Origin of the sequence: Streptomyces sp. Je 1-79, from assembly GCF_025195125.1 — a bacterium.
GTDB lineage: Bacteria > Actinomycetota > Actinomycetes > Streptomycetales > Streptomycetaceae > Streptomyces.
On sequence record NZ_JAMGSL010000015.1, the window covers coordinates 129,679 to 155,558 of the forward strand.

The following is a 25,880-nucleotide window of genomic DNA, read 5'->3' on the forward strand; positions in this document are numbered from 1 at the left end:
CATGGATGTGAACGTCATTCAGATGTGCGACGGCGGCGAGCATGGCACGGTCACGGCAGGTACGGAAGGGGTCGTGCCGCTACAGGACGGCAGCCGGAGAGACGACGCTCAGTTCGCAGGCTTCTGGGTCAGGCTCGTGAACGCGTCGAGGTTCCTGGTCGACTCGCCCCGCGAGACCCGCCACGCGTACTCGCGCCGGATCGCGCTCGCGAAGCCCAGCTCCAGAAGGGTGTTGAAGGAGCCGTCCGCCTCTTCGAGGACCGAGCCGAGGAGCCGGTCCAGCTCCTCCGGGGTGACGGCGGCCAGCGGAAGCTTGCCCGCCAGATAGATGTCACCGAGGCCGTCGACCGCGTAACTCACGCCGTACAGCCTGAGATTGCGCTCCAGGAGCCAGCGGTGGACGCCCGCCTCGTTCTCGTCGGGGTGACGGATGACGAAGGCGTTGAGGGAGAGGGAGTGCCGGCCCACCCGGAGCGAGAGCGTCGTGAAGAGCTTGCGGGTGCCCGGGAGCTTCACCACGTACGACCCCGGCTCGGGGGACTCCCACTCCAGCGAGCCCTCGGAGTCGGAGGAGGCAGCCTTGAAGGTGTCCTCGATGACCCGGTGGACCTGCGCGCGGTCCCGTACGTCCTCAGCCATGGAGCGAGCGTACGCGACGGCGGTGATCGTGCATCGCCGCCGTGTACACGTCCGCCGTGCCCGAGGCCGCCGTGTCCCAGCCGAAGGACTCCGCGTGCCGGGCGGCCGCCGCGCCCATCCGGGCGGACAGCGCCGGGTCCGCCACGAAGCGGCCGAGCGCCCGGGCGTAGTCGGCCGGGTCGTGGCCCTGGACGAGGAAGCCGGTGACGCCGTCCCGTACCGCGACCGGAAGGCCACCCACCGCCGCCGCGACGACCGGGGTCCCGGCCGCCTGCGCCTCTATGGCGACCAGACCGAAGGACTCGCTGTACGAGGGCATGACCAGCACCGATGCCGCCCGGAACCAGTCGGCGAGCCGGTCCTGGCCGACCGGCGGGTGGAAGCGGACGATGTCCGCGATACCGAGCCGGGCGGCGAGCTTCTGCAGCCCCTCGGGCTTGGCGAGACCGCTGCCGCTCGGCCCGCCGACGACCGGCACGACCATGCGCGAGCGCAGCGACGGATCCCGCTCCAGGAGCACGGCCGCGGCCCGCAGCAGGATGTCGGGGGCCTTCAGCGGCTGGATACGGCCGGCGAAGACGGGGATGAAGGCGTCTGCCGGCAGCCCGAGGCGGGCGCGGGCGGCGGCCCGGCCGTCCGCCGGGCGGAAGTGGTCCAGGTTCACGCCCGGGTGGACGACCGCGACCTTCCCGGGCTGCGCGTCGTAGAAGCGGACGAGTTCGTCGGCCTCCTCGGCGGTGTTGGCGATCAGCCGGTCGGCGGCGGAGACGATCTGCGTCTCGCCGATCACCCGGGCCGCGGGTTCGGGCGTGTCGCCCTCCGCCAGCGCCGCGTTCTTGACCTTGGCCATGGTGTGCATGGCATGGACGAGCGGGACGCCCCAGCGCTCGGCGGCGAGCCAGCCGACGTGGCCGGAGAGCCAGTAGTGGGAGTGGACCAGGTCGTAGTAGCCGGGGCGGTGGCCCGCCCAGGCCTGCATCACGCCGTGCGTGAAGGCGCAGAGCTGGGCCGGCAGCTCCTCCTTGGCCAGCCCTTCGTACGGCCCGGCGTCCACATGGCGCACGAGGACGCCCGGCGCGAGCTCGACGACCGGGGCGAGGCCGCCGGTGGTGGCCCGGGTGAAGATCTCGACCTCGATGTCGATCGCGGCCAGCCGCTTGGCCAGCTCGACGATGTAGACGTTCATGCCGCCCGCGTCGCCGGTGCCCGGCTGGTGGAGGGGCGAGGTGTGGACGCTGAGCATGGCCACCCGGCGCGGGGTCCGGTGACGTCCGGGGAACCGGAGTCGGGACGGCGTCGCCAGGGAGCCGGCGAGCCGGGAGACGTACTGGCTCACGTCGACGGTCCTTCCGCTGAGTGGGGGCGTAGCGGGCACGGCAAGGAGGGCGCAGGGCGCCTTCCACGCCGCACAACACCGGAATGTCGCCATCCATTTCCGTTTTGCCAATTCATTGCCGTCCCGGGACGGCGTGGCGCCGTGCGGAGCCGGCTCCGGACCGGCACGGCTGTGGCCGGGCGGGCCGTGCGCGCCGTGGCGGTAGCGGGGTGGGCCGGGCGCCGCTGCCGGGGCTGGGGCCCTGCGGCCGTAGCCGGACGACCCGAGCCCCGCGGCCGCCCCGTACCCTCTTTCCATGGCCCCGCGCACCACCCGCCCCGTCGGCACGGCGACTCGCGGGACCACCAACCCCAACCGGCTGCGCCGCATGGACCGCTGGATCGCCGCCGTCCACGGCCCGGCCCTGCGCCGCTCCGCCGAGCCGCCCGTCGCCGTCGACCTGGGGTACGGGGCCGCGCCCTGGACCGCCGTGGAGCTGCTGGGCCGGCTGCGGACCACCGATCCGCGCACCGAGGTCGTCGGCATCGAGATCGAACCGGCCCGGGTCGCCGCCGCCCGCCCGTACGAGCGCGAGGGCCTGACCTTCCTGCACGGCGGCTTCGAGGTCCCGGTGCCCGGCGAGGTCGCGCTGATCAGGGCCGCGAACGTGCTGCGGCAGTACGACGAGGGCGCGGTGGCCGCGGTCTGGGCGCGGCTGTGCGCGCGGCTCGCGCCCGGGGGGCTGCTGGTCGAGGGGACCTGCGACGAGATCGGGCGGCGCCACGTGTGGGTGGCGCTCGACCGGACCGGTCCGCGGACGGTGACCTTCGCGACCCGGCTCGGCTCGCTCGACCGGCCGTCGGACCTCGCGGAGCGGCTGCCGAAGGCGCTGATCCACCGCAACGTGCCGGGCGAGCCGGTGCACGCGTTCCTGCGGGACTTCGACCGGGCGTGGGCGGCGGCCGCTCCGTACGCCTCGCTCGGCGCGCGCCAGCGCTGGATCAGGGCCGTACGCGATCTGGCGGCGGACTGGCCCCTGACGGACGGGTACCGGCGGTGGCGGCAGGGCGAAGTGACGGTGCGCTGGGAGGCGTTGGCGCCCCGCTGAGGCGCCACGCCGCGATCCGCCACATGCCCGCCGACAGGCCGTCCGCGCGCCAACTACCGGTGAATTCACGGTGCGTCGGGAACGCATCTCCCTCATCACTCGTCCCCTGTGGGGGAAAGTGACCCGACAGGGCCCGGTATCCCCTGTTGCTTTCACCTTTCGCGTGGCACTATCGCCAAGGTCACGACTAAGTTACTGACGGTAAATCAGATACTGGTACGGGCGGGCCGTACGAGGGGGAGCTTGTGAACCGACGCCGCTGTGTCAACGCCGCGATCACCGTGGTCTGCGCCCTGACGGTGCTGGCCTCACCCGCGCTGACGCTCCAGGCCTCGGCCGCCCCGGCCGCGCCACCGGCGGCCCCCGCGGCCCCGGCGCCGCCCGCGCCCCCGAAGAAGACCCTCGAAGAGGTACGCAAGGAGATCGACGGCCTGTACCGGCAGGCCGCCACCGCCACCGACGCGTACAACCTCGCCGAGGAGCAGACCAAGGAGCAGTCCGCCGAGATCGTGCGGCTGGCGAAGATGATCGTCGCCGGCAACGAGAAGATCGACGCGCTCAAGGCCCAGGCCGGCGCCGCGGCCCGCGCGCAGTACCGCAACGGCGGGCTTCCCGACGGCGCCCAGTTCGTCCTCACCGACGACCCGCAGCTCTTCCTGGACAACGCCGGCAGGCTCAAGGAGGGCCAGAAGGCCACCAAGGACCTGCTCGCCGAAATGACCAGGACGCAGGCCCAGTTGACCGTCTACGCCAAGGACGCGGGCACCAACTGGACCAAGCTGGAGGCCAACCGCGTCAAGCAGGCGGCGGCGAAGAAGGACATCGAGGACAAGATAGCCGCGGCCAAGAAGCTCGAGTCCGAGCTGGCGGCCGAGGAGCGGGAACGGCTGCTGCGTCTGGAGCAGCAGGAGCAGTACCGGGCGCAGACCGCCTGGGTGAACACCGGCGTCCTCGACGGCCTGAGCACCACGGCGACGCCGATGGGCAAGAAGGCGGTGGAGTTCGCGACGGCCCAGATCGGCAAGCCGTACGTCTGGGGCGCGGAGGGCCCGGCCTCGTACGACTGCTCGGGGCTGACCCAGCGGGCCTGGGGCGCGGCGGGCCGGCCCATCCCGCGCACCTCGCAGGAGCAGTGGCGGCTGCTGCCCAAGGTGGACATCAAGGACATGCGCCCGGGCGATCTGATCGTCTACTACAAGGACGCCAGCCACATCGGGATGTACGTCGGGAACGGCGCGATGGTGCACGCCCCACGGCCGGGACGGAACGTGACCCTCGCGGGCGCGGGCTCGATGGAGATCCTGGGAGTCGTCCGCCCGGAGTGACGGGCGAAGCCGCGGGAGCGCGGTGCGGGGTGACCTGAGTGACGGCCCGGTGACCCGAGCGGTGCGCGGAGCACCGGAGCGACGGCCCGGTGACCCGAGCGGCAGGCGGGGTGGCGGTTCGAGTGACCTCCGCCACCGGCGGGCACCGTCCACACCCCCGCGCGGCGTGATGTTCGTCATGGCCCCGCGGGCAACAACCTCCCCATGCGCGGCATATGCCAAGGGCCCATCGATGCTCGTACCGTGATCGCCATTCCGCTGCCCGGTGCGGTGACGCTATGGTCCCCGTCTGGCGGGACGTCGTTCGTCGCCCCGCCGCGCCCTCGGGGGGAGGGAAGGAAACCACGACCGATGCCCGTACCCGTACCGCGCCAGAGAATCGTCTCTGCTGAGGCGCCCGGCGCTGTGCCCGCTGCGACTGGCACCGATCTCACCCTTCTGGTCGTCGAGGACGACCCGGCGGGTGCCCTCGCCGTACCCGAGATGCTGGACGACGTGGACGGGACCCGCGTCCGCATCCGTACCGCCCGGAACCTGACCGAGGCCGAGCGGCTGCTCACCGACGACGTGCACTGCGTCCTGGTCGACCTGGCCCTGCCCGGGCCGCGCGCGACCGGCGACGACCCGCTCGCGCCCCTGCACCACATCCTGCGGCTCGCGCCCCGCCACGCCGTCCTGGCGCTCGCGGCCTCGGCCGACGCGGAGCTGGCGGCGGAGGCGGTACGGGTCGGGGCGCAGGACCACCTGTTCCGCGAGGAGCTCGACGGCCGGCTGCTGAGCCGGGCCATCCGGTACGCGGTCGAGCGCAAGCGGGCCGACGCGGTGCAGGTGAAGCTGACCGAGTCGCGGCTGCGGGCCCAGGAGAACGCCCGGCTGGAGCGCGGGCTGCTGCCCACGCCGCTCCTGGAGGGCTCCGACCTGCGCTTCGCCGCTCGCTACCGTCCCGGCCGCTCCCGCGCCCTGCTCGGCGGCGACTTCTACGACACGGTCCGCACCCCGGACGGCACGGTCCACGCGATGATCGGCGACGTCTGCGGGCACGGCCCGGACGAGGCGGCGCTGGGCGTGGAGCTGCGCATCGCGTGGCGCGCGCTCACCTTCGCGGGCCTCTGCGGCGACGAACTGCTCTCCACGCTCCAGAAGGTCCTGGAGCACGAACGGGAGAGCGAGGAGATCTTCGCGACGCTCTGCACGGTCGACATCGCCCCGGACGGGCGACGGGCGGGCCTGTGCCTGGCCGGGCACCCCGCGCCGCTGATCGCCCGCAAGGACCGCCCGGCGCGGCTGCTGCCGTACGAGGACGGCGGCCCGGCCCTCGGTCTGCTGCCGCGCGCCCGCTGGCCGCGCCGCCAGGTGGAGCTGGGCGGGGCCTGGAGCCTGCTGATGTACACGGACGGCCTGATCGAGGGCCGCTCGGCGGGGCCGGGCTCGCCCCGGCTCGGCCAGGACGGGATGGTCGAGATGATCAACCGGCAGCTGGCGGAGGGCCTGCGGGGCGAGGAGCTGCTCGAGGCGGCGGTCGCGGAGGTGCGGTCGCTGAACGGCGGGGAGCTGACGGACGACGTGGCGGTCCTGGCACTGGAAAGGGCCCGGGGATAGCCCCGGGCCCCTTGGGTCCGCTGAAACCGATCCGCCGCCGGTGCCCGTACGGCACCGACAGACCTACCGGCGCCAGTCGCCCTATCGGCCGCCGTTGTAGGGGCCGTACGGGCCGTCGCTGCTGGATCCGCCTCGACGGCCCCCGCTTCCGCCGGAGATCTGCTTGATGGCGGGCCGGACGTCGACCATGAAGACGATGGCCGCGATCAGGCCGGCGATCTGCAGGAACAGCATGCCCAGAAGCGGGTTCAGGACGAGGTTGATACCGAGGATGATCAGCCAGAACTTCTTGGTCTGCTTGTCGGCCGCACGATACGCGTCCTCGCGTGCCATGGCGGCGAAGACGAACGCGACGAGAGCGAAGCCGAGGAAGACCAGGTCAACCACCAGGTCGAGACCGAGGTCGAATCCTTCGCGCAACATGTCTGAACCGCCTAGTCAGTGGAGTGGGCCCTCGCGGCCAAGGTACCCGGTACAACGCACCGGGCACCCTCATCGGTGCCCCCGGGCTACTTCTCGGTGGCGGAGACCGGCTTCTTGGCGGGTGCCTTGCGGGCCGTCGCCTTGCGGGCGGGCCTGGACTCCTCGGACGTCTTCGCGGCGGGCACCTGGGCCTTGGACTCGGCCTTGACCTCGGTCTTCTTCGCCTCCGGCGCGGTCGCCGACTCCGGCTCGACGACGATGGCGATCTCGGTGATCTCCTCGGCGGCCTCACCGCGCCACGCCCGGACGGCCTCCTCGCCGTGGGCGGCGACCTCCTCGTACTTCTCGCGCGCCTTGACCGCGTACTCGGCGGCCACGCCGACGCTCCGCAGGGCCAGGTCCTGGGCGCTCTCGCCGAGCTTCTTCAGGTCGGTGTCGAGGTTGCCGACGACCTCGGCGAGCTTCGACTGCACGGTGGCCTGGGCCTCCTTGGCCCGGTCCGACACCCTCTCCTGCACGGCCTTGGGGTCGGTGTTGCGCACGGCGTCGATCCGCGCGGGCGCCTCGGCGGCGATCTGCTCGATCAGGCCGGGGACCTTCTTGGCCTGCTGGACGGCGAGGTCGGCGGTACCGGCGGCGAAGTAGAGGGGGGTACGCAGTTCTTCGATGATGGCCATGTTCGTGGTCCTCCCGGATGTGTACGTACTAGCTCGCGTGGGGTTCGGCATCGGTCTGGGTGCCCGTGGCATCGACGGCGGCGCCGTCGGTGTCGGCGGCGACTGTGCCGCCCGCCGCCTCAGCCGCCTCGGCGGCGTTCTCCTTGCGGAAGGAGTCGTAGATCTGGAGCAGCACCTGTTTCTGCCGCTCGTTTATCGAGGGATCGGCCAGGAGGACGGCGCGCGTCTCCAGCTCGTCCCGCTCCTTCTCGTCGAGGATTCCGGCCCGCACGTACAGCGTCTCGGCGGAGATCCGCAGGGCCTTGGCGACCTGCTGCAACACCTCGGCGCTGGGCTTGCGCAGGCCGCGCTCGATCTGGCTCAGATACGGATTGGACACCCCCGCGGCCTCGGCGAGCTGCCGCAACGACAGCTGCGCGGTGCGCCGCTGCTCACGGAGGTACTCGCCAAGATTGCCGACGTTGAGTGATGCCATGACGGCGACGATGCCATCACGCGCTAACTATTGCAAGCAGGTGCTTGCAAGAGTGTCGCGACTCACCGTGCAGCCACTTTTTTGTGGGTACTTGGCGGCGGACCGCGCTCCGACGAACCTTGTGGAGGGCGGTCGCGGGACCGCCGGATCCCGAGGGAGACGGGGGTGAGGGGTGCGATGCGCCAGGCGGGTCAGGAGGCCGCACGAGCCTCGATGAGCCTCTCCAGACGGCGGTGGCCCCAGTCGGAGAGAGGGGCGAGCATCTCCGAGAGCTCTCTGCCGAACTCCGTCAGGGAGTACTCCGTCTTCAGCGGAAGCGTGTCGTACACCTCCCGGTGCACCAGCCCGTCGGCCTCCATCTCGCGGAGCGCCTGAGTCAGCACCTTCTCGCTGAGGCCGGGCAGGTCGCGGCGCAGCTCACCCGGGCGGCGCGGGCCCGGTTCCAGCAGCCAGAGCAGCGCCGTCTTCCATTTTCCGTCGATCACGGCGATCGCGGCGGTCACTCCACAGACGTTCACGTCCTGGGCACGACCACGCGTCATTTCCCGCCCCTTTTCTTACGGATCATCACTGTTCTCAAGGGAGTTGGACCATGTCCTCACACACCGACCAGTCCTCCGTCACCGTACTCGGCCTCGGGCCGATGGGCCGGGCGCTCGCGGGCGCGTTCCTGGACGCGGGGGTGCGCACCACCATCTGGAACCGGACGCCGGGGCGGGAGCGGGAGCTGGTCGCGCGGGGCGCGATCGGCGCCGCGACGGCCGAGGAGGCGGTGGCGGCGAGCGGACTGACCGTCGTCTGCGTGGTGAACTACGACGCGGCGGACGCCGTTCTGCGGTGCGAGGCGGTCACCGGGGCGCTCAAGGGCCGCACGGTCGCCAATCTGACGGCCGACACACCGGACCGGGCCCGGTCCACAGCGGCCTGGGCCGCCGAGCACGGCGTGCGCTACCTGGACGGGGCGATCATGACGCCGACGACCACCATCGGCACTCCGCACGCGGTGTTCCTCCACAGCGGCCCGGAGGAGCTCTTCCGCGAACACCGGCCCGTGCTCGACGCCCTCGGCGGCACCCACACCCATCTCGGCGAGGACGTCGGCCGGGCCGCGGCCTACGACATCGCGCTGCTCGACATCTTCTGGACGGCGATGACGGGCTACGCCCACGCCCTGACGGTCGCGCGGGCGGAGGGGATCACCGCACGGGAGCTGGCCCCGTTCGCCCAGGGCATCGGCGCCATCCTGCCGCCGATCTTCGAGGGGGCCGCGGAGGAGGTGGACAACGGCACGTACTCCGGCGCGAACAACCCCCTCACCTCGGCCGCCTCGTCCATGGCACACATCGTCCACACCTCCGAGGCCCACGGCATCGACGCCGGCGTGATGCGCGCGGCGGAGGGACTCGCCCGCCGCGCCATCGGCCTGGGTCACGGCTCCGACGGGTTCCTCCGGATCGCCGAGGTCCTGGGCCGCGGCCGCGAGACGTCTCGGGGCGCCGGGTCGTCCGCTTCCTGATAATCCCTGACGGATCGAGTGTCGCCGTACCCTGGCTGACATGACAGCCATGGCACCCCAGCGCACCGAACCGGACCTGTCCTTCCTCCTGGACCACACCAGTCACGTCCTGCGGACGCGGATGGCCGCCGAACTGGGCGAGATCGGACTCACCCCCCGGATGCACTGCGTCCTGGTGCACGCCCTGGAGGAGGAGCGCACCCAGGCGCAGCTGGCCGAGATCGGGGACATGGACAAGACCACGATGGTGGTCACGGTCGACGCGCTGGAGAAGGCCGGGCTCGCCGAGCGCCGGCCCTCCAGCGCGGACCGGCGGGCCCGGATCATCGCGGTGACCGAGGAGGGGGCGAAGGTGGCGGCGAAGAGCCAGAAGATCGTCGACGGGGTGCACGAGGGCGCCCTGGCGTCTCTGCCCGCCACCGAGCGCGAGGTACTCCTGGCCGCGCTGAACCGCCTGGTCACGGGCCATCTGGAGACGCCGGCGGAGGGGGCGCGCCCGGCCCGGAGGGCGCGCCAGAAGGGCTGAGGGAACCACCCCGACCGCCCCCGCCCGACCACCCGAACCACCGCCGCCGGAGCACCCCGACCGCCCCCGCCCGGCCAACCCGGGAGTTCGAGCCGAGCCGAGCCGGCCCGCACTCCGATCCGTAAAAGATAGTCCGTAACGGAACTATCTGCTACGGTCTTTTCTGTTGCCTCCAACGACCAGGAGAGACCGCCATGCCTGCCCTCGCCACCGCCGCACGCCCCGCCTCCGTCTCCCGCTCCCGCTCGCTCGCCCTCGGCGTCCTGGCCACCGGGATGCTGATGACGATCCTCGACGGCAGCATCGTCACGGTCGCCATGCCGGCCATCCAGAGCGACCTCGGCTTCACCCCGGTCGGCCTCAGCTGGGTCGTCAACGCGTATCTGATCGCCTTCGGCTCGCTGCTCCTCCTCGCCGGCCGCCTGGGCGATCTGATCGGCCGCAGACGGATGTTCCTCGCGGGGACGGGAGTCTTCACCGCGGCGTCGCTGCTGGCCGGCGTCGCCGCCTCGCCCGGCGTCCTGATCGCCGCCCGCTTCCTCCAGGGCGTCGGCAGCGCGATGGCCTCGGCGGTCAGCCTCGGCATCCTCGTCACGCTCTTCACCGAGCCCCGCGAACGGGCCAGGGCCATCGCCGTGTTCAGCTTCACCGGCGCGGCCGGCGCCTCCATCGGGCAGGTCCTCGGCGGGGTCCTGACCGACGCCCTCACCTGGAACTGGATCTTCTTCATCAACCTTCCTATCGGCGCCGCGACCCTCCTCGTGGCCCTCACGGCCCTGCCCGACGACCGCGGCCGGGGCATCAGGGCCGGCGGCGGCGCGGACGTGCTCGGCGCGCTGCTCGTCACCGCCGGACTCATGCTCGGCATCTACGCGGTCGTCAAGATCGAGGCGTACGGCGCCACTTCGGCCCACACCCTCGGCCTCGGCGCCCTCTCGCTCGCCCTCCTCGCCGGCTTCGTCGTCCGCCAGGCCAGGACCGCGAACCCGCTCATGCCGCTGCGGATCTTCCGCTCCCGCAGCGTCTCGGGCGCCAACCTGGTCCAGATGCTGATGGTCGCCGCCCTCTTCTCCTTCCAGATCCTCGTCGCGCTCCACCTGCAGAAGGTCCTCGGGTACGGCGCCGCCGAGACCGGTCTCGCGATGCTGCCGGCCGCCGCCGTCATCGGTGCGGTGTCCCTGGGGGTCTCGGCCCGCCTCAACGCCCGCTTCGGCGAGCGCGCCGTGCTGCTCACCGGGCTCGGGCTGCTCGCGGCCATGCTCGGCCTGCTCACCCGGGTCCCCGCCGACGCCTCGTACGTCACCGACCTGCTGCCCGTGATGCTGCTGGCCGCCGGTTTCGGGCTCGCGCTGCCCGCGCTCACCTCGCTGGGCATGTCGGGTGCGAAGGAGGAGGACGCGGGCCTCGCCTCGGGTCTGTTCAACACCACCCAGCAGATCGGCATGGCGCTCGGGATCGCCGTCCTCTCCACCCTGGCCGCCGCCCGCACCGAGTCCCTCACCGAGGCGGGCCGTCCCGTCGCCGAGGCCCTGACCAGCGGCTACCACCTCGCGTTCGGCGTCGGCGCCGGTCTCCTCGCCGCCGCCTTCGTGGTCGCCCTCACCGTCCTGCGGCATCCGAAGGGCGGTGCGCAGCCGAAGAGCGGTCCGCGGCCGAAGGGCCGTCAGCAGCCGAAGAGCGGGCCGGAGGGCGGTCCGCGGCCGGAGCGGGAGCCCGCCTCGGTGACCGCCGCGTAAGCGCCACCCCGGCCAGGACGACCGCCATCCCCGCCACGACCCGCACCGTCAGCGGCTCGTCGAGCACGAGGGCCCCGAGCGCCACCGAGACCACCGGCAGCAGATAGCCGACCGTCGCGGCGCTCGTCGGGCCCTCCTCGGCGATCATCCGGTAGTTGAGGTGGAAGGTCAGACCGGTGGCGAAGACCCCGAGGACGACGACAGCGCCCACTCCCGCCCAGGTCACCGACCCCGTGCCCCCGGCCATGGCCAGGGGCGCCGGCGCGCTCAGGGCCGTCGCCGCCAGCAGCTGCGCCGCGGAGAGCGCCATGGGCGCGGTGCCCCGGCCGGTGAGCCGGCGGGCCATGTACGCGAAGGCCACCGCGTAACTCGCCGAAGCGCCGAGCAGGGCCAGGGCGCCCCCGCTCAGCAGCCCGGAGTCCCCGCTCCAGGGCGCGAAGATCAGCAGCACCCCGGCGAAGCCGAGGACCAGACCGCCGACCTTCGCCGCACCGAAGCCGCGCTCCGTGCCCAGGGCCAGACCGATGAGCAGGGACCAGAGCGGGGTGGTGGCGTTCAGGACGCCCGCGACACCGCTGTCGACGGTCTGCTCCCCGATGCCGAACAGCAGGAACGGCAGGGCGTTGCAGAAGAAGGCCGCGACCGCCAGCCGCCCCCAGGTCGTGCGGTCCCGTGGCAGTCGCTGCCCGGCCGCACACGCGAGCGCGAGGAGCACGCCCGCCCCGAGCAGGCACCGTACGAAGGTGATCCACCCCGGCGTGAGGCCGTGGTCGAGTGCCAGCTTGATCCAGAGGAAGCCCGAGCCCCAGAGCAGGGCCAGGACACCCATGCGCGTCGCCGATGTCATGGCGTCCACGGTCCCTGCCCCGACCCGACAGGACAAGCACAGAATCATGCACCCACCGTTAAGCTGTCCTACATGCTCGATGTGAGACGCATGCAGGTGCTCCGGGCCGTCGTCACCAGCGGCTCCGTCACCGCGGCCGCCGCGAACCTGGGCTACACGCCCTCCGCCGTGAGCCAGCAGATCAACGTCCTGGAGAAGGAGGCCGGCATCGCGCTGCTCGAACGCTTCGGGCGGGGCGTCCGGCCCACCGCCGCCGGGCTGCTGCTCACGGAGCACGCGGCCCTGATCGGCCGCCAGGTCGCCGAGGCCGAGACCGCGCTCGCGGACCTGCGCGCCGGGCGCACCGGCCAGGTGACCGTCCGATACTTCGCCACCGCGGGCGCCGACCTCGTCGCCCCGGCCCTGTCCCGCTTCCGGTCCGAGCATCCGGGGGTACGGGTGGACCTGAGGATCGCCGAGGGCGCGGTGCCCGACGCGGAGGCGGACCTCACGCTCGTGGTCCGGCCCCGGGGCACGCCGTCCGCCGACGGCCTCCGCCTCGTCCACCTCGTCGACGACCCGTACCGCGCCGTCCTCCCCAGGGGCCACCGGTTCGCCGACCGCAGGCTCGTCGACCTCGCCGAACTCGCGGACGAGCCGTGGGTCGGCAGCGAGCGCCCCGGCCCCTGCCTTGACGCCGTCCTGGAGGCCTGCGCGGCGGCCGGATTCACGCCGGACATCGCGGTGGAGTGCGAGGAGTACGCGACCGCCCAGGGCTTCGTCGCCGCCGGCCTCGGCATCAGCCTGGTCCCCCTGACAGGCCTGGGCAGCCGCCACCCGAACGTGGTCGTCCGCAAGGTCCGCGGCCCGGAGCCGGTCCGCTCGATCCACGCGGCGGTACGGGAGTCCTCCCTGGCCCTGCCCGCCGTACGGGACCTCCTGACGGCGCTTCAGGAGGCGTGAGCCGGCGCCCGGCCCCGCGCGATTCCCGTGCGGCGCGTGTCCGCCGTTCCGGTCGTCGCGTTGACCCGGCCGGGTCCCGGGCCGTGCGCGTCCCGGCGAGGCGTAGTGGAGTGGATCTCCGAGGGCGGGCCGGCCGGCCCCCGCGAACCAGCGAACCGGCAGCCCGGCAGGCCGGTTCGCCGACCGACCCCCGGCCCCCGGCCCCCGCGAACCAGCAGCCCGGCCCACGACACCGACAGGGAGCAACCGACGTGAGCCGAGACCACGCTCCCCGGCCGCAGGAACCGCCCCAGGAACCGCCCCAGGAGCCGTCCGCGGAACCGCCCCAGGAGCCGCCTTTGGACCCACCACCAGGCTCCCCGCCGGTGAACGCGCCTGTCGGCGAGGCCCGCTGGCCGATGGCCACCGCCGTCGTGACCGCCATGGTGCTCACCCTGCTGCTCCCCGACGACCTGCGCCTGGCACCCGTCTGGGTGCTGCCCTCCCTCGAAGGACTGCTCCTGCTGACGCTCATCGCGGGTGACCCGGGCCGGATCGACCGCCGCTCGTCCGTGCTGCGTGCCGTCTCGATCGCCCTCGTCGGCGTCCTCGCGCTCGGCGCCGTCTGGTCGACCGTCCAGCTGATCGACGACATCCTCCACGACGGGAGCGAGACCGCCTCCGCCACGAGCCTGCTCCAGACCGGAGGCACCGTCTGGGCGGGCACGGTCCTCGCCTTCTCCCTGCTGTACTTCGAGCTGGACGGCGGCGGCGCGGCGGCCCGCGCCCACGGCATGCCCCTCACGCCGGCGCTGGCCTTCCCCCAGCAGCTCAACCCCGAGCTCGCCGCCGCCGACTGGCGCCCGCGCTACGTCGACTACCTCTACCTCGGACTCACCAACGCCACCGCCTTCAGCCCCACGGACGTCATGCCGCTGGCGCCCTGGGCCAAGCTCGCGATGGCGGTCCAGTCCCTCGTCTCCCTGGTCATCCTCGGACTCGTCGTCGCCCGCGCCGTCAACGTACTCACCTAGCGGCAGACATACCGACCCATCACTGCCCATCACCGGACCTTTCGACCCAAGAGGGATACAGTCGGCTGGTGGCCGGAACGAAGGAACACTCCGAAGGAGCGGGACCGTTCACGACCCGGGTCACCTGGCGACCCGAAGCCGGGGTCACCGCCGTCTGGGAGTCGCGCCTGGCGCGCAAGCGCGCCCTGCTGACCGTCCACGCCGCGGGCGAGCCGGAACCCCGCGCGCGACCGGCGGACAGCGTCTCGGTCGGCCGCATGCGCAGGCTGAACGCCATCGCCGCGGGCGCGTTCACCGTAGGCGGCGCGCTCTTCGCCCTCGGGGCCGGGCTGGCCCAGTTCGGACCGGGCGACATCACGAGTGCCTGGATCTACTTCACCGGTGGCCTGTGCTTCAACACCGGCGGGTACGCCTCGCTGCTCCAGGCGGTCAACACGCCCGACCGGGACCACCGGGCCGGGAAGCTGGCCGCGCGACGCTGGAGATGGTGGAGCTACGAACCGGACCGGATCGACTGGCTCAGTACCTTCGTGCTGTTCGCCGGCACCCTCGTGTTCGGCATCAATCTGGTGGGCTCCCTGCTGCACGGGCTCTCGGTGCAGCAGGTGAACAGGCTCGTCTGGGCGCCCGACATGGTCGGCTGCATCCTGTTCCTGATCTCGGGGCACCTCGCGCTGGTCGAGGTCTGCCACGGCCGGCCACGGCTCCGACCGCACGACCTCTCCTGGTGGATCGTCGCGGTCAACCAGCTCGGGTCGTTCCTCTTCATGGCCTCGGCGGTCACCGCCTTCACGCGGCCCTCGACGGGGGACCTGGTGAGCGTCGCCGTCGCGAACTGGGGCACGCTCACGGGAGCGGCGTGTTTCAGCGCCGGCGGCGTGCTCCAGTTCTACGAGCGCCCCGAGCCCGCCGGCCCCGCCACGGGGGCCGGTGCTCAGCGGGACCCTTCACCCTCCACCAGCAGCGCGACCCCGTCGAGGATCCGCGCCAGGCCGAAGCGGAACTCGTAGTCCGGCTCGTCCGCCTCGTCCATCACTCCGGAGTCGAGCATTCGCGCCACCGCCGGATAGCGCTCGGGGTCGGCGAGGCGCCGCAGGGTGTGACCGTAGCGGGAGAGGACCTCGTCGGGGCTCTGTCCGCTCGCCCCGATGACCGCGGCCAGGTCGGCCATCATCAGGGCGTCGTTGCGGATGAAGCCGCCGACCAGCATGACCACCGAGACCTTGGCGCCCTCGTCGAGGCCGGTGTCCTCCAGGGCGACCATGGCCCGCTCCCACCAGGCGACGGTGTTCGGCGTCGCGGGCGGGCCGGAGAGCGGGATCCGGAGCATCCAGAGATTGCGGTGGTAGACCTCGCGGATCGTCCGGGCCCAGTGCTCGATCCCCTCCCGCCAGCCGGTGCCGGCCGGCAGTGGGGCGGGCGGGGCGCCCGTGGCGGCGTCCTGCATCAGGACGTACAGCTCGCTCTTGGCGCCGACGTATCGGTAGAGGGACATGGTCGAGACGCCGAGCTCCTTGGCGACGCGCCCCATGGAGACCGCGTCGAGTCCCTCGGCCGAGGCGACCGAGACGGCCGTCGTCACGATCCGGTCGAGGGTGAGGCCCGGTCTGGGGCCCTTGGAGGGCCGTTCGCGCAGCCCCCAGGCGGCCTCGATGCTCGCGGGCAGGAAGCCCCCGCCGCCCTCGCTCTTGCCCTCCGCCACCGGATCCGCCCTTCCTCGCTTGACGGCCATCCTAGTAATGCGTAACCCTTACACAGTAACGCGTAGGGCATACGCAGTACTGATTCCAGGGGGACCCTCATGCCATCCGCCATCGAAGCCACCGGCCTGCGCAAGGCCTACGGCCCCGTTCCCGTCCTCGACTCCCTCGACCTCCACGTCGAACAGGGCACCGTCTTCGCCCTGCTCGGCCCCAACGGCGCCGGCAAGACCACCACCGTCCGCATCCTCGCCACCCTCACCGCACCGGACTCCGGCCACGCGCGCGTGGCCGGGTACGACATCACCACCGAGCGGTCACAGGTGCGCCGCGCCATCAGCCTCACCGGCCAGTTCGCCGCCGTCGACGAGATGCAGACCGGCGCCGAGAACCTGCGCATGATGGCCCGGCTCTCCGGCCTCTCCCGTCCCGCCGCCGCCCGGCGCGCCGGCGAGCTCCTGGAACGCTTCGGCCTCTCCGACGCCGGCGGCCGCCTCGCCAGGACGTACTCGGGCGGCATGCGCCGCCGCCTCGACCTCGCCGCCGGCCTGGTCCGCGACCCCGGCGAGACCTCCGTGATCTTCCTCGACGAGCCGACCACCGGCCTCGACCCGCGCAGCCGCAAGGAGCTCTGGGGCGTGGTCCGCGCCCTCTCCGAAGGCGGTGCGACGGTCTTCCTCACCACCCAGTACCTGGAGGAGGCCGACCGGCTCGCCGACCGCATCGCCGTCATGGACGGCGGCCGTGTCGTCGCCGAGGGCACCGCGCAGGGGCTCAAGACCCGCTTCGCCGACCACCGCCTCGACCTCGTCCTGCGCGACCGGGACGGGTACCTCCAGCTCGCGGACCGCGCCGTCCACCACTCCCCCGAGACGCTGACCCTCGGCGTCCCCACAGACGGCAGCGCCGCCCAGGTCCGGGCGCTCCTCGACGAACTCGACCCCGACCGCACCGACATCGTCCGCTTCGCCCTGCGCGGCGCGACGCTCGACGACGTCTTCCTGGCACTCACGGAGAAGGAGCCCCTCCATGTCTGACGCCCTCACGATGACCGGCCGCGGGCTCCGCCTTGGCCGCCGGAACATCGACGCCGTCATCACCTCGATGATGCTGCCGATCATGCTGATGCTGGTCTTCGTCTACTTCTTCGGCGGAGCCATCGACACCGGCACGCGGTACGTCACCTACGTCGTCCCCGGCGTCCTCATCCTCTGCTCCGGCTTCGGCTCCGCCGGCACCGCCGTCGGCGTCAGCGAGGACATGAAGGGCGGGATCATCGACCGGTTCCGCTCGCTCGACATCGGCGGCACACCGATCCTCGCCGGCCACGTCGGCGCCAGCGTCGCCCGCAACCTCGTCGCCACCGTGCTCGTCCTCGGCGTGGCCTTCGCCATCGGCTTCCGGCCGAGCGCGACCCCGCTCGGCTGGCTCGCCGCACTCGGCCTGCTCCTCGCCTTCATCACCGCGATCTCCTGGATCTCCGCGGCGCTCGGGCTGCTCACCCGCACCCCCGAAGCGGCGGGCGGGATCACCTTCTTCATGATGTTCCTGCCCTACCCGAGCAGCGCGTTCGTCCCGATCGAGACCATGCCGAGCTGGCTGCACGGCTTCGCCGAGCACCAGCCGGTCACGCCCCTCATCGAGTCCATGCGCGGACTGCTGCTCGACCAGCCGGTCGGCAACACACCCTGGATCGCCCTGGCCTGGTGCGCCGGCATCCTGGCGACGGGCATCGCCGCCTCGGGAGCGCTCTTCCGCCTCCGTACGAAGTAGCCGTACGACGCGGGCGGACCGCTCAGAATATGTCCGGGCACCACGGCCGGCGCGCGGCCCGCAACAGCGCGTCCGCGCGGACGGCCGCACCGGCGGTGACCTCCTCGGCCCGGCCGAGCGCCACCAGCCGCGCCACCGACTCGTCACCGAGCGAGAGCGCGCCCAACTCGGCCATGTCCAGCGCGAGATCGGCGGACTCGGCCGTACGGGAACACTCCGCGCCCTCCGGGGAGGCATCGAGCCGGTAGCGTCCGCCGGCCAGGCCGCCCTCGTCCCGCAGCTCCAGGACGAGGGAGCCGGAACCCGTGTACGTACGCCCCTCCAGCACCTTGGCCACGTCCAGGACCCTGACCCACAGCATGTCGGCGTGGCTGAGGACCCTCGCCGCGCGCGGGTCGGGCAGGAGCAGCGGCAGGAGGTCGTCGGGGGCGCGGTGGCCCGAACGGACCGAGGTCACCCAGTCGATCGAGCACAGATACCGCCACAGCGCCCGCTCGGCGGCCGGGGTGCAGGCGATCAGGTCCCGGACGGTGACCGTGTTCACCGGCTGCTTGCCGTCGTCCCACTTGTCGTCCGAGCGGTAGGCCGCATAGCCCTCCACCTCACCGGAGTCCGAGCGGTAGACCGCGTAGAAGGGCTCGGTCCAGGACGCGGGCTGGAAGCCGAGGCCGGTGCCGCGGTCCCAGTCACGGGCGCTCCGGTTCGGGACACCCGCCCGGACACGGGCCAGACGGCGGTGCACCTCGGGGCCGAGCTTGCGGATCTCGGCGCCGTCGGAGAGATCGATCGAGCCACCGCCCTCGGGCCGGCCCGTGCGACGCGGGTCGAGGCCCGCGCGCGTCACGTCGACGACCCACTCGGTGGTCCAGGACGCGGGACCGAAGCCGTACCGTCCGTAGATCGGGTACTCGGCGGCGATCAGGGTCGCGACGGCATCGCCCCGCTCCTTCGCCGCGGCGAGATCCGCCGTCATCACCCGGCGGAGCACCCCACGGCGGCGGTGCGTCGGCGAGACGGTCACCTGGCTCACGGCGTCGGCCGCGAGCGAGCCGCCGCCGAGCGTGGACAGCTCCTGCGCGAACGTACGGAAGGTGGCCACGATCCGGCCGCGGTCGAAGACACCGAGCGTGCGCGAGAGGTCGAACAGCGGCAGCCGCTTCTCGATCTCCTCGTCCGTGACGAGCGGAGGGGTCATGAAACCCGTCTTGAGCGCGCGCAGCCAGTCACCGAACTCGGACTCGCCCACGGGGCGTACCTCAAGGCTCATGCGGGCGAGGCTATGCGCGCCGGCCGGGCCGCGCACGCGAGTTTCTGCCTGAGCGGACCTTCCCCCAGGGCCTCCCGCAGGGGCCTTTCCCCGGCGGGCTTCCCCCAGCGGGCCTTTCCCTCAAGGCCTCCCGGTCGACGGCACGGCTCAGGCCAGCAGGTCGTCCACCTGCGCCTCACCCTCGCGGTACCGGCGGGTGATCTCCGCGCTGCAGTCGTCCGCCGTCCGCTGGAGCTCCTGCCGCCGCCGCGAGACCTGCTGCTCGTACCCCGCGAGCCGTCCCATCGCCGTGTGCAGCTCGTCGTCCGTCCGCGCCCCGAGATCGGACAGCTCGACCTCCGACAGCATCTCCGCCGCCAGCCGCCGGTACTCCTCGTTCCGCGGGGTCGACAGCGTCACGTGCCGGGCCGAGGAGCCCCGCCGCGACGGCACGTCCGCGAGGATCTCCGACAGCCTGTCCAGGACCGGCGACTCCGGATCCGTACGCCGCGCGAGCTCGGCCCGCAGGATGTCGATACGGCCCTGCAGCATCCGCCGTACGTAACTGAGGTCCGCCTCGTCGCCCTGCGCGTCACGGCGCAGCGCGCGCAGCTCCGGCAGTCTCAGGGCGGCGATGTCCGGCTGCGGCCGCTCCGGCAGCGCGGGCTCGACCGTCCGCTGCACAGGCGGACGTACGCCGACTACTCCGAAACGGGCCGGCGTCTGCCCGGCGCCAGGTGCACTCATGTGAATCGTCCCCTCGACCGGTGCGGAGCCGCACCGCCTGACACGCATGGTGCCACTCCCGCACGTGCATGTGCAGGCGCTCTGCACCCGTTCAGCCCCTATGCGTAGGTCTGTAGGTTGGCCTGTATGCGTGCAGTGGTGCAGAGGGTGGACGGCGCGAGCGTCGTCGTGGCGGGCGAGACGGTCGGCGAGATCGTCGGCGAAGGACTGTGTGTGCTGGTGGGAGTCACCCACGAGGACACCCCGGAGAAAGCGGCACAACTGGCCAGAAAGCTATGGTCCGTCCGGATTCTGGAGGGTGAGAAATCCTGTTCGGACACCAATGCGCCCTTGTTGGTGATTTCTCAGTTCACCCTCTACGGGGACGCCCGCAAGGGGCGCCGGCCCACCTGGAACGCCGCCGCGCCCGGCCCGGTCGCCGAACCGCTCGTCGACGAGGTGGTGGCCCGGCTGCGCGAGCTGGGCGCGCACGTGGAGACGGGCCGGTTCGGAGCGGACATGCGCGTCTCGCTCACGAACCACGGCCCGTTCACGGTGATCGTCGAGGTCTGAGCGGAGGCCCGCCGGGCTACGGCTCGACGACGGTCTCCTGCGCGGCGGCCGTCTCCCCGGCCATCAGCTCCGCGTCCACCGGCACGTTCCGCTTCACCATCGCCAGGGCGATCGGCCCCAGCTCGTGGTGACGGGCGGAGGTGGTGATGAAGCCCAGCTGACGGCCCTCGGCACCGTCCGACGCGAGCCGGATCGGCGTGCCGTGGCCCGGCAGAAGCACCTCGCTGCCGTCCAGGTGCAGGAAGACCAGCCGCCGCGGCGGCTTCCCCAGGTTGTGGACGCGCGCGACGGTCTCCTGCCCGCGGTAGCAGCCCTTCTGCAGATGCACCGCACTGCCGATCCAGCCCAGCTCGTGCGGGATGGTCCGGTGGTCGGTCTCGAAGCCGAGCCGCGGCCGGTGCGACTCGATCCGCAGCGCCTCGTACGCCAGGATGCCCGCGGCCGGGCCGTGACCGGCCGCGAAGGACTCCAGGTCCGCACGGGGCAGGAACAGGTCGCGGCCGTGCGGGGTCTCCCGTACGACAGCGCCCGCCGGCAGCTCGGCGATGGAGCCGGCCGGGAGATGGACGACCGCGAACTCGTCCGTACGGTCGGCGACCTCCACCCGGTAGAAGAACTTCATCGACTCCAGATAGGCGATGAGCTCGCCCTGGGTGCCGGGCTCGACGTGCGCCCACACGGTCTCGCCGTCGTCGACGAGATAGAGCGCGTGCTCGATGTGACCGTTGGCGGAGAGGATCAGCGCCTCGGTGGCCCGGCCGGCGGGCAGATCGCTGACGTGCTGGGTGAGCAGCAGGTGCAGCCAGGTCAGCCGGTCGTCCCCGGAGACGGTGACGACACCGCGGTGCGAGAGATCGACGAAGCCGTCACCCGCGGCGAGGGCACGCTGCTCGCGGAACAGGTCGCCGTAGTGCGCGGCGACGCCTTCGTCACGGCCTTCGGCGGGAACGGCGCCGGGCAGGGCCAGCAGAGAGCTCTTCATGGAGGCAAGCCTACGACTGCGTACCGCTGTCCTTGTTCGAACAGTCCTGACACCGGCCGAAGATCGCGAAGTGCTTCATGTCGGTCTCGAAGCCGAAGGTCTCGCGCAGCTTCCCGGTGAACTCGGCGGCCACGTCCACATCCGCCTCGATGACGTTCGTACAGTCCCGGCAGACTAGGTGGAGGTGGTGGTGCCGGTCGGCGAGGTGGTACGTCGGCGCCCCGTGCCCGAGATGGGCGTGGGAGACGAGCCCGAGCTCCTCCAGGAGCTCCAGGGTCCGGTACACGGTGGAGATGTTCACACCGGAGGCCGTCCTGCGGACCTCGCCCAGGATGTCGTCGGGCGTCGCGTGCTCCAGCGTGTCCACGGCCTCCAGGACAAGCTGGCGCTGGGGCGTCAGCCGGTAGCCGCGCTGCCGCAGGTCGCTCTTCCAGTCGGTGCTCACCACGCCCCCCAGTGTAGGAGGGCGTGGCGGCGCACGGCTGTCCCTCGGGCGCTCTACTTGAAGAACGCGATGCCGTCGTCCGGCAGATCGCCCAGGCCGCGCGCCATCTCCGCGACCTCCTCGGGCGTCACGACCTTCTTCAGGTGCGCCGACATGTACGGGCGCAGCGGGACCTCGGGGGTCGCCTTCTCGCCCACCCACATCAGGTCGCCCTTGACGTAGCCGTAGAGCCGCTTGCCACCGCTGTACGCGCCGGCGGCCGCCGTACGGGCCACGGCGTCGGTCACCAGGTCGATCTGCGGCTTCTTGTCGGCGAGCTCGCCGTACCAGATCTCCACGATGCCCTGGTCACGGACCATGACGACCTCGACCTTGCGGTCCTTGTCGATCCGCCAGTACCCGCTCTCGCTCTCCAGCGGGCGGACCTGGTTGCCCTCGCTGTCCAGGACCCACGAGTGCGAGTGGTACTCGACGAAGTCACGGCCGTCGTGGCTGAAGGTCACGGACTGACCGAAGTTGCACTTCTCGGCGCCGGGGAAGTCGGCGACGCCCGCGCCTTCCCACGTCCCGAGGAGGAACGCGAGGGGGACGAGGTCCGGATTGAGGTCGGACGGGATCTCGATCATGAGCAGCTCTGTCGTTCCGTAGAGGTGGTTAGCGCTGGCCCTGGTACAGCTTCTTCACGGCCAGACCGGTGAACGCGAGCACGGCGACACAGACCAGGGCCAGGAGGGCTTCGAAGAAGATGATCACGGGTGCTCCTCGAATGAGCGGTGAAGGCAGAACGGGCCGGACCCCAGCTTAGTCTGCGGGGGCCCGGCCCTCTCTGTGAGGTCGGTCCGGTTGCGGACCGGGGCCTTTCCGGTCCGTGTCGGGTCAGCCCAGGAGCTGGTTCTGCAGGGCCACGGTCTGCTGGAACGGGACCGGGACGGCCTCTCCCTCACGGGACTGGGTGATCAGCGCCAGGGTGTCACCGGCCTGGATGTAGGCCCAGCGGGTCTGGTCGGCGTTCTGCGGCAGCTCCACGAAGCTGTACAGCGCGGTGTACGGCACCCTGATGTCGATCGTGACATCACTGTCCGACTGCACCCCCTCGACACCGTCGAGGAGCGGGCCGTCCACCGAGCCGGCCTGCACGGCGTCGTCCTTGAAGGCCTCGGCGAAGGCCACCGAGTTGAACCGGAGCAGGTGGATCCGGGTCGTCGTGCCGTCCGGCGTGGTCCAGCCCCGGGCCGCGACGTGCCGCAGCGCGGACTCCTTCAGCGCCTCCGACAGCTCGGCCCGGTCGTCCTTGCGGTACTGGGACAGGAACTGCTCGACGGTGACCCAGCCGCCGTTCAGCTTCGGGTCGGGCGTGGCACCCGCCGGGGCGGGCAGCAGGTACTTCCGCAGGTCGGCGTGGTGCACCTCGCCGTCGTTGCCCTCGGAGAAGGGCCGCGGCGCGTCGGCCGGGAGCGCGGGGAGGCTGAGCTTCGGGTACTCCCAGCGGCCGTCGTTCTCGGTCTCGAGACCGGGCACGTCGGTGCGCTCCATGGAGGTGATCCCGAGCGCGGTCCCGGCCCCGACGCCACCGCACACGAGCACGGCGGCCGTCCAGCGGGCGAGGGCCCACAGGAACGGCTTACGGGAGGGCTTGGGCGCGGGCGCCTCGGCAGGAAGGGGCGGCACGGCGGGCGCCGGCTGGTCCAGCTGCTCCGACTGGTCCGACGGCTCCGACTCGTCCTGCTGGCCCGTCTGCTCCTGCTCCTGCTCCTGCTGCTTCGGCTGCTCCGGCTGGTCCTGCTCCGGAAGTGTCACGTCCTCCGGAAGCGCCACGTCCGTCTGCTGCTCGGTCATACGTACTCCCCCGGGGACTTGATGTGGTCCAGCTGCTTCTGCACCAGCTTGGCGACGGCGGACCTGTCGAACGGCTTGGCGCCGGAGACGGTCACCGTGACCTCGACCTCGGAGTCGTACGCCGTGCAGTGCATCTGCTCCAGCTGCCGGGCCTTCTCCTCCTTGTCCAGGTCCTTGTCCTCGGGAACCATGAAGCAGGCGGAGTTCTTGTGCCCGCCGATCTTCGGCCCCTTGGGGAACTCGAAGAGCTCGAAGAGGTCCTTGCTCAGCTCGAACATGTCGCGGATCCGCTTCTTGTCCTTCATCTGCGAGAGGCGGATCGACACCACGGTCTCGCCGTCGTCCGCGGCGAAGGAACGGACCGCGATGCCCTTGATGCCGAGCTTCTCGACCCGCTTCTCGTACTCGCGGCGCTTCTTGCCGGAGAGCCCCTTGCCCTCCTGCTTCATCAGCGCGAGAGCCTCCCTGTCGCCCAGCTCGCCGTCGTTGCCGTACCCCTCGATGTCGGGGCCGAGGGTGTACCCCTCCGGCACCGGCAGCAGCAGCTTGCTGAGCGGCGTCGACGCCTTGCCGCGTGTCGCGCTCAGGGTGGCGGGATCCTCGTCCGCCGCCGTCCGCTCCGTCTGCTCCCAGACGATCGTCTCGGCGCTGCGGTCGGCGGAGTCGACGGTGACGGCGGTGTACGTGACGCCGCCGCCGACCGCCCCGAGGACGAGGACGGCCGGCAGGACGACCGTCAGCAGCATGCGCCCACGGCCGGGCTTCCGCGGCTCGGTCACGGTGGTCAGGTCCTCGCTCACAGGCGCCCCAGCTGTCGCTCGGCCAGGGAACCGATGTCCTTGGCGGAGATCTTCTTGGTGTCGACGATGTAGATCTCGGCCATGATGTCGCCGCGGTGGAAGTACGCCCGGGCCTCGTAGAAGTCCAGGTAGCCGGCCTTCCGCTGCACCGGGAACAGGTAGTAGCGGCCGTTGACGGAGCCCTTGACCGGCTCGCCCTCCGAGCGGGCGTAGTCCTCGTCGGTCATGTACCCCATCTGCTCCTCGGCGTGCTCCTGCGCGCCGAGGACGTCCGAGTCGCGGTACTGGACCAGCCGGATCTCGGTCAGCCGGTACTTGCCCGTCTGCCAGGACGTGCTCGCGATGCGCCGGAGACCGCTGTTGAGCTGGAAGTCCAGCGCCGAGTCCGGGCTCTTGAACCCGCCGGCGTACTGGGGCAGCGACACCCAGCCGTCGAGGTCCGAGAACTCCGCCTTCTTCGTGCCCGTCGGCCGGGGCAGCAGCAACTTGCGGAGGTCGCCGTCCGTCTTGACCCTGCGGTCCTCGGAGGCCGGCAGCTGGACGGCCTTCTGCCCCTTGGGCAGCGACTTCGGGTAGGCGAGGTCGGGCTGGTTCAGGGCGGGCAGCGCCGTCGGCTCCCGCTCGGCCTGAACGCCGTAGCCCACGGCGGTGCCGCCGACGAGGCCGAGGACGGCGGCGACGGCGATCAGCCCGACGGTGCGCCCGGTCCGTCCGGCCCGGCGCCGGGGCGGCACGGCGACGTCTTCTTGTGGTGCGTGGTCCGCGACGTGCGGTCCGCTGTCCGCGATCGGCGCGGTTTCTGTGGCTTCCAAAGGGTCCCCCCACGAGACCTGAAGCGCAGATTCCGTTATCCGCGCACAGAGCAGACACGCGAGTGGTGCATGGGGTTGCAGGGGTCCGCATTACAGTTCGGTATATGGCGAAGAAGCTCGTGATCAAGGTGACCGCCGGGGCCGACGCCCCCGAACGCTGCTCCCAGGCCTTCACCGTGGCGGCCGTCGCCGTGGCCAGTGGGGTCGAGGTCTCGCTGTGGCTGACCGGCGAGTCGTCGTGGTTCGCGCTCCCCGGCCGCGCGGCCGAGTTCGAGCTGCCGCACGCGGCGCCGCTCCCGGACCTCGTCGACTCGATCCTGGCGGCGGGAAGGATCACGCTCTGCACGCAGTGCGCGGCCCGTCGCGAGATCACGGAGAAGGACGTCCTGAAGGGCGTCCGCATCGCCGGCGCGCAGGTCTTCGTCCAGGAGGCGATGACGGACGGCACGCAGGCCCTGGTCTACTGAGTCAGGGCTCGCGCCGCTTCTTGCCGTCGAGCTCGTCCCACCACTCGTCGGACTGCGGATCCCCCGACGGATCGTCCCACCACCGGTCGTCACGCCCCCGCCGGTTCGCGACCATGGCGGCGACAGGCGGAATGACCATGGCGACGACGCACATCCCGATGGCAACGGGCATCGAGAACAACCGGACGACGGCCCAGGCGCCCACGAAGAGCAGCAGGCAGACACCCATCATCCAGAAGTAGACGTGCCGGCGACGCGCATACATATCTTCAGAGTAAGACCGCAGGGCCGTGCCTCAAGTTCTGGAAAGCGTCCAACCGATCCTCGTACGCCGAAGGCAAAGGGGACCGGCTGCAAGACCCCACTCCGACGGGCTGCT

29 protein-coding genes and 1 pseudogene are annotated in these 25,880 nt (G+C 71.8%); 13 read left to right on the plus strand and 17 right to left on the minus strand.

Translation table 11 applies throughout. From position 1 onward, the window contains the following. Positions 1-108: 108 nt before the first annotated feature. Both M5362_RS27820 and mshA read right to left on the minus strand, forming a co-directional pair. A complete protein-coding gene (locus M5362_RS27820; protein ID WP_260230541.1) occupies positions 109-639 on the minus strand; it encodes a YbjN domain-containing protein in 531 nt (176 codons plus the stop codon). Continuing rightward, positions 632-1,975, minus strand: a complete 1,344-nt coding sequence (mshA, locus tag M5362_RS27825; protein WP_260230542.1) for a D-inositol-3-phosphate glycosyltransferase — start codon at positions 1,973-1,975, stop codon at positions 632-634. The genes M5362_RS27820 and mshA overlap by 8 nt, the downstream gene beginning before the upstream one ends. A gap of 295 nt (positions 1,976-2,270) precedes the next feature. On the opposite strand from mshA, the gene M5362_RS27830 reads away from it, so the two are divergent. The 3 genes from M5362_RS27830 (at position 2,271) to M5362_RS27840 (ending at position 5,986) form a co-directional block, all read left to right on the plus strand. Further along, entirely contained in the window at positions 2,271-3,062 is a 792-nt protein-coding gene (locus M5362_RS27830) for a class I SAM-dependent methyltransferase (RefSeq protein ID WP_260230543.1), read from the plus strand. 245 nt (positions 3,063-3,307) lie between these two features. Then, complete coding sequence (locus tag M5362_RS27835; RefSeq protein WP_260230545.1) at positions 3,308-4,387, plus strand: C40 family peptidase; 1,080 nt, start codon at positions 3,308-3,310, stop codon at positions 4,385-4,387. 351 nt (positions 4,388-4,738) lie between these two features. Further along, entirely contained in the window at positions 4,739-5,986 is a 1,248-nt protein-coding gene (locus tag M5362_RS27840; protein WP_260230546.1) for a PP2C family protein-serine/threonine phosphatase, read from the plus strand. An 81-nt stretch (positions 5,987-6,067) separates the two neighbouring features. Here the strand turns inward: M5362_RS27840 and M5362_RS27845 are convergent, their stop codons facing one another. The 4 genes from M5362_RS27845 to M5362_RS27860 form a co-directional block, all read right to left on the minus strand. Further along, the gene (locus M5362_RS27845; protein WP_260230548.1) at positions 6,068-6,409 is read right to left on the minus strand and encodes a DUF2516 family protein; all 342 of its coding nucleotides are present in this window, start codon (positions 6,407-6,409) and stop codon (positions 6,068-6,070) included. A gap of 86 nt (positions 6,410-6,495) precedes the next feature. Further along, positions 6,496-7,086: a hypothetical protein gene (locus M5362_RS27850; RefSeq protein ID WP_260230549.1), complete on the minus strand. Its 591-nt coding sequence runs from the start codon at positions 7,084-7,086 to the stop codon at positions 6,496-6,498. 28 nt (positions 7,087-7,114) lie between these two features. Next, the gene (locus tag M5362_RS27855) at positions 7,115-7,561 is read right to left on the minus strand and encodes a helix-turn-helix domain-containing protein (RefSeq protein WP_260230550.1); all 447 of its coding nucleotides are present in this window, start codon (positions 7,559-7,561) and stop codon (positions 7,115-7,117) included. Between the two features lie 191 nt (positions 7,562-7,752). Further along, positions 7,753-8,103: a helix-turn-helix domain-containing protein gene (locus M5362_RS27860; RefSeq protein ID WP_260230551.1), complete on the minus strand. Its 351-nt coding sequence runs from the start codon at positions 8,101-8,103 to the stop codon at positions 7,753-7,755. A gap of 50 nt (positions 8,104-8,153) precedes the next feature. On the opposite strand from M5362_RS27860, the gene M5362_RS27865 reads away from it, so the two are divergent. From M5362_RS27865 to M5362_RS27875, 3 genes are all read left to right on the plus strand, one after another. Then, complete coding sequence (locus M5362_RS27865) at positions 8,154-9,077, plus strand: NAD(P)-dependent oxidoreductase (protein ID WP_260230552.1); 924 nt, start codon at positions 8,154-8,156, stop codon at positions 9,075-9,077. A 40-nt stretch (positions 9,078-9,117) separates the two neighbouring features. Then, positions 9,118-9,603, plus strand: a complete 486-nt coding sequence (locus tag M5362_RS27870; RefSeq protein ID WP_260230553.1) for a MarR family winged helix-turn-helix transcriptional regulator — start codon at positions 9,118-9,120, stop codon at positions 9,601-9,603. Between the two features lie 194 nt (positions 9,604-9,797). Next, a complete protein-coding gene (locus M5362_RS27875; RefSeq protein ID WP_260230554.1) occupies positions 9,798-11,339 on the plus strand; it encodes an MFS transporter in 1,542 nt (513 codons plus the stop codon). Here M5362_RS27875 and M5362_RS27880 read toward each other — a convergent pair. Further along, a pseudogene (locus M5362_RS27880) lies at positions 11,224-12,186 on the minus strand (DMT family transporter); the annotation flags it as partial. The gene M5362_RS27875 and the pseudogene M5362_RS27880 sit on opposite strands and share 116 nt — an antisense overlap. Before the next feature lie 72 nt (positions 12,187-12,258). On the opposite strand from M5362_RS27880, the gene M5362_RS27885 reads away from it, so the two are divergent. From M5362_RS27885 to M5362_RS27895, 3 genes are all read left to right on the plus strand, one after another. Continuing rightward, a complete protein-coding gene (locus M5362_RS27885) occupies positions 12,259-13,128 on the plus strand; it encodes a LysR family transcriptional regulator (RefSeq protein WP_260230555.1) in 870 nt (289 codons plus the stop codon). 365 nt (positions 13,129-13,493) lie between these two features. Beyond that, complete coding sequence (locus M5362_RS27890) at positions 13,494-14,141, plus strand: hypothetical protein (protein WP_260230556.1); 648 nt, start codon at positions 13,494-13,496, stop codon at positions 14,139-14,141. 68 nt (positions 14,142-14,209) lie between these two features. Further along, positions 14,210-15,151, plus strand: a complete 942-nt coding sequence (locus tag M5362_RS27895; RefSeq protein ID WP_260230557.1) for a hypothetical protein — start codon at positions 14,210-14,212, stop codon at positions 15,149-15,151. On the opposite strand, the gene M5362_RS27900 is transcribed toward M5362_RS27895, so the two are convergent. Next, the gene (locus M5362_RS27900; RefSeq protein ID WP_260230558.1) at positions 15,076-15,873 is read right to left on the minus strand and encodes a TetR/AcrR family transcriptional regulator; all 798 of its coding nucleotides are present in this window, start codon (positions 15,871-15,873) and stop codon (positions 15,076-15,078) included. The two genes, M5362_RS27895 and M5362_RS27900, sit on opposite strands and share 76 nt — an antisense overlap. Before the next feature lie 69 nt (positions 15,874-15,942). On the opposite strand from M5362_RS27900, the gene M5362_RS27905 reads away from it, so the two are divergent. Then, entirely contained in the window at positions 15,943-16,878 is a 936-nt protein-coding gene (locus M5362_RS27905; protein WP_260230559.1) for an ATP-binding cassette domain-containing protein, read from the plus strand. After that, positions 16,871-17,614 carry an ABC transporter permease gene (locus tag M5362_RS27910; protein ID WP_260230560.1) on the plus strand — a complete coding sequence of 248 codons (744 nt, stop codon included), beginning with the start codon at positions 16,871-16,873 and terminating at the stop codon, positions 17,612-17,614. The genes M5362_RS27905 and M5362_RS27910 overlap by 8 nt, the downstream gene beginning before the upstream one ends. Before the next feature lie 22 nt (positions 17,615-17,636). On the opposite strand, the gene M5362_RS27915 is transcribed toward M5362_RS27910, so the two are convergent. Together M5362_RS27915 and M5362_RS27920 are read right to left on the minus strand one after the other, a co-directional pair. Beyond that, positions 17,637-18,881 carry a GNAT family N-acetyltransferase gene (locus tag M5362_RS27915; protein WP_260230561.1) on the minus strand — a complete coding sequence of 415 codons (1,245 nt, stop codon included), beginning with the start codon at positions 18,879-18,881 and terminating at the stop codon, positions 17,637-17,639. A gap of 147 nt (positions 18,882-19,028) precedes the next feature. After that, a complete protein-coding gene (locus M5362_RS27920) occupies positions 19,029-19,607 on the minus strand; it encodes an ABC transporter substrate-binding protein (RefSeq protein ID WP_260230562.1) in 579 nt (192 codons plus the stop codon). Positions 19,608-19,733: 126 nt separating this feature from the next. On the opposite strand from M5362_RS27920, the gene dtd reads away from it, so the two are divergent. Continuing rightward, the gene (gene dtd / locus M5362_RS27925) at positions 19,734-20,159 is read left to right on the plus strand and encodes a D-aminoacyl-tRNA deacylase (protein ID WP_260230563.1); all 426 of its coding nucleotides are present in this window, start codon (positions 19,734-19,736) and stop codon (positions 20,157-20,159) included. 16 nt (positions 20,160-20,175) lie between these two features. Here the strand turns inward: dtd and M5362_RS27930 are convergent, their stop codons facing one another. The 6 genes from M5362_RS27930 to M5362_RS27955 all read right to left on the minus strand — a co-directional run bounded on the left by M5362_RS27930 (position 20,176) and on the right by M5362_RS27955 (position 25,034). Next, entirely contained in the window at positions 20,176-21,141 is a 966-nt protein-coding gene (locus tag M5362_RS27930) for a folate-binding protein YgfZ (RefSeq protein ID WP_260230564.1), read from the minus strand. 10 nt (positions 21,142-21,151) lie between these two features. After that, entirely contained in the window at positions 21,152-21,589 is a 438-nt protein-coding gene (locus M5362_RS27935) for a Fur family transcriptional regulator (RefSeq protein WP_260230565.1), read from the minus strand. A gap of 50 nt (positions 21,590-21,639) precedes the next feature. Next, positions 21,640-22,212, minus strand: coding sequence for an FABP family protein (locus tag M5362_RS27940; RefSeq protein ID WP_260230566.1), 573 nt, complete (start codon positions 22,210-22,212; stop codon positions 21,640-21,642). A gap of 250 nt (positions 22,213-22,462) precedes the next feature. Next, complete coding sequence (locus M5362_RS27945; protein ID WP_260230567.1) at positions 22,463-23,422, minus strand: hypothetical protein; 960 nt, start codon at positions 23,420-23,422, stop codon at positions 22,463-22,465. Then, positions 23,419-24,222, minus strand: a complete 804-nt coding sequence (locus M5362_RS27950) for a hypothetical protein (RefSeq protein WP_260230568.1) — start codon at positions 24,220-24,222, stop codon at positions 23,419-23,421. Before M5362_RS27950 ends, M5362_RS27945 begins: the two co-directional genes overlap by 4 nt. Next, positions 24,219-25,034, minus strand: a complete 816-nt coding sequence (locus M5362_RS27955) for a hypothetical protein (protein WP_260230569.1) — start codon at positions 25,032-25,034, stop codon at positions 24,219-24,221. The genes M5362_RS27950 and M5362_RS27955 overlap by 4 nt, the downstream gene beginning before the upstream one ends. A gap of 104 nt (positions 25,035-25,138) precedes the next feature. Here M5362_RS27955 and M5362_RS27960 point away from each other — a divergent pair, with 104 nt between their 5' ends. Beyond that, a complete protein-coding gene (locus M5362_RS27960) occupies positions 25,139-25,501 on the plus strand; it encodes a DsrE family protein (RefSeq protein WP_260230570.1) in 363 nt (120 codons plus the stop codon). A gap of 1 nt (position 25,502) precedes the next feature. Here the strand turns inward: M5362_RS27960 and M5362_RS27965 are convergent, their stop codons facing one another. Next, entirely contained in the window at positions 25,503-25,787 is a 285-nt protein-coding gene (locus M5362_RS27965) for a DUF3099 domain-containing protein (protein WP_260230619.1), read from the minus strand. Positions 25,788-25,880: the final 93 nt, after the last annotated feature.

What these genes read in the sequence shown, in the direction of transcription:
- M5362_RS27820 (WP_260230541.1), bottom strand. Translation starts at nt 639, where the DNA reads ATGGCTGAGGACGTACGGGACCGCGCGCAGGTCCACCGGGTCATCGAG.
- M5362_RS27830 (WP_260230543.1), top strand. Translation starts at nt 2,271, where the DNA reads ATGGCCCCGCGCACCACCCGCCCCGTCGGCACGGCGACTCGCGGGACC.
- M5362_RS27840 (WP_260230546.1), top strand. Translation starts at nt 4,739, where the DNA reads ATGCCCGTACCCGTACCGCGCCAGAGAATCGTCTCTGCTGAGGCGCCC.
- M5362_RS27845 (WP_260230548.1), bottom strand. Translation starts at nt 6,409, where the DNA reads ATGTTGCGCGAAGGATTCGACCTCGGTCTCGACCTGGTGGTTGACCTG.
- M5362_RS27850 (WP_260230549.1), bottom strand. Translation starts at nt 7,086, where the DNA reads ATGGCCATCATCGAAGAACTGCGTACCCCCCTCTACTTCGCCGCCGGT.
- M5362_RS27855 (WP_260230550.1), bottom strand. Translation starts at nt 7,561, where the DNA reads ATGGCATCACTCAACGTCGGCAATCTTGGCGAGTACCTCCGTGAGCAG.
- M5362_RS27860 (WP_260230551.1), bottom strand. Translation starts at nt 8,103, where the DNA reads ATGACGCGTGGTCGTGCCCAGGACGTGAACGTCTGTGGAGTGACCGCC.
- M5362_RS27865 (WP_260230552.1), top strand. Translation starts at nt 8,154, where the DNA reads ATGTCCTCACACACCGACCAGTCCTCCGTCACCGTACTCGGCCTCGGG.
- M5362_RS27870 (WP_260230553.1), top strand. Translation starts at nt 9,118, where the DNA reads ATGACAGCCATGGCACCCCAGCGCACCGAACCGGACCTGTCCTTCCTC.
- M5362_RS27875 (WP_260230554.1), top strand. Translation starts at nt 9,798, where the DNA reads ATGCCTGCCCTCGCCACCGCCGCACGCCCCGCCTCCGTCTCCCGCTCC.
- M5362_RS27885 (WP_260230555.1), top strand. Translation starts at nt 12,259, where the DNA reads ATGCTCGATGTGAGACGCATGCAGGTGCTCCGGGCCGTCGTCACCAGC.
- M5362_RS27900 (WP_260230558.1), bottom strand. Translation starts at nt 15,873, where the DNA reads ATGGCCGTCAAGCGAGGAAGGGCGGATCCGGTGGCGGAGGGCAAGAGC.
- M5362_RS27905 (WP_260230559.1), top strand. Translation starts at nt 15,943, where the DNA reads ATGCCATCCGCCATCGAAGCCACCGGCCTGCGCAAGGCCTACGGCCCC.
- M5362_RS27910 (WP_260230560.1), top strand. Translation starts at nt 16,871, where the DNA reads ATGTCTGACGCCCTCACGATGACCGGCCGCGGGCTCCGCCTTGGCCGC.
- M5362_RS27915 (WP_260230561.1), bottom strand. Translation starts at nt 18,881, where the DNA reads ATGAGCCTTGAGGTACGCCCCGTGGGCGAGTCCGAGTTCGGTGACTGG.
- M5362_RS27920 (WP_260230562.1), bottom strand. Translation starts at nt 19,607, where the DNA reads ATGAGTGCACCTGGCGCCGGGCAGACGCCGGCCCGTTTCGGAGTAGTC.
- dtd (WP_260230563.1), top strand. Translation starts at nt 19,734, where the DNA reads ATGCGTGCAGTGGTGCAGAGGGTGGACGGCGCGAGCGTCGTCGTGGCG.
- M5362_RS27930 (WP_260230564.1), bottom strand. Translation starts at nt 21,141, where the DNA reads ATGAAGAGCTCTCTGCTGGCCCTGCCCGGCGCCGTTCCCGCCGAAGGC.
- M5362_RS27940 (WP_260230566.1), bottom strand. Translation starts at nt 22,212, where the DNA reads ATGATCGAGATCCCGTCCGACCTCAATCCGGACCTCGTCCCCCTCGCG.
- M5362_RS27945 (WP_260230567.1), bottom strand. Translation starts at nt 23,422, where the DNA reads ATGACCGAGCAGCAGACGGACGTGGCGCTTCCGGAGGACGTGACACTT.
- M5362_RS27960 (WP_260230570.1), top strand. Translation starts at nt 25,139, where the DNA reads ATGGCGAAGAAGCTCGTGATCAAGGTGACCGCCGGGGCCGACGCCCCC.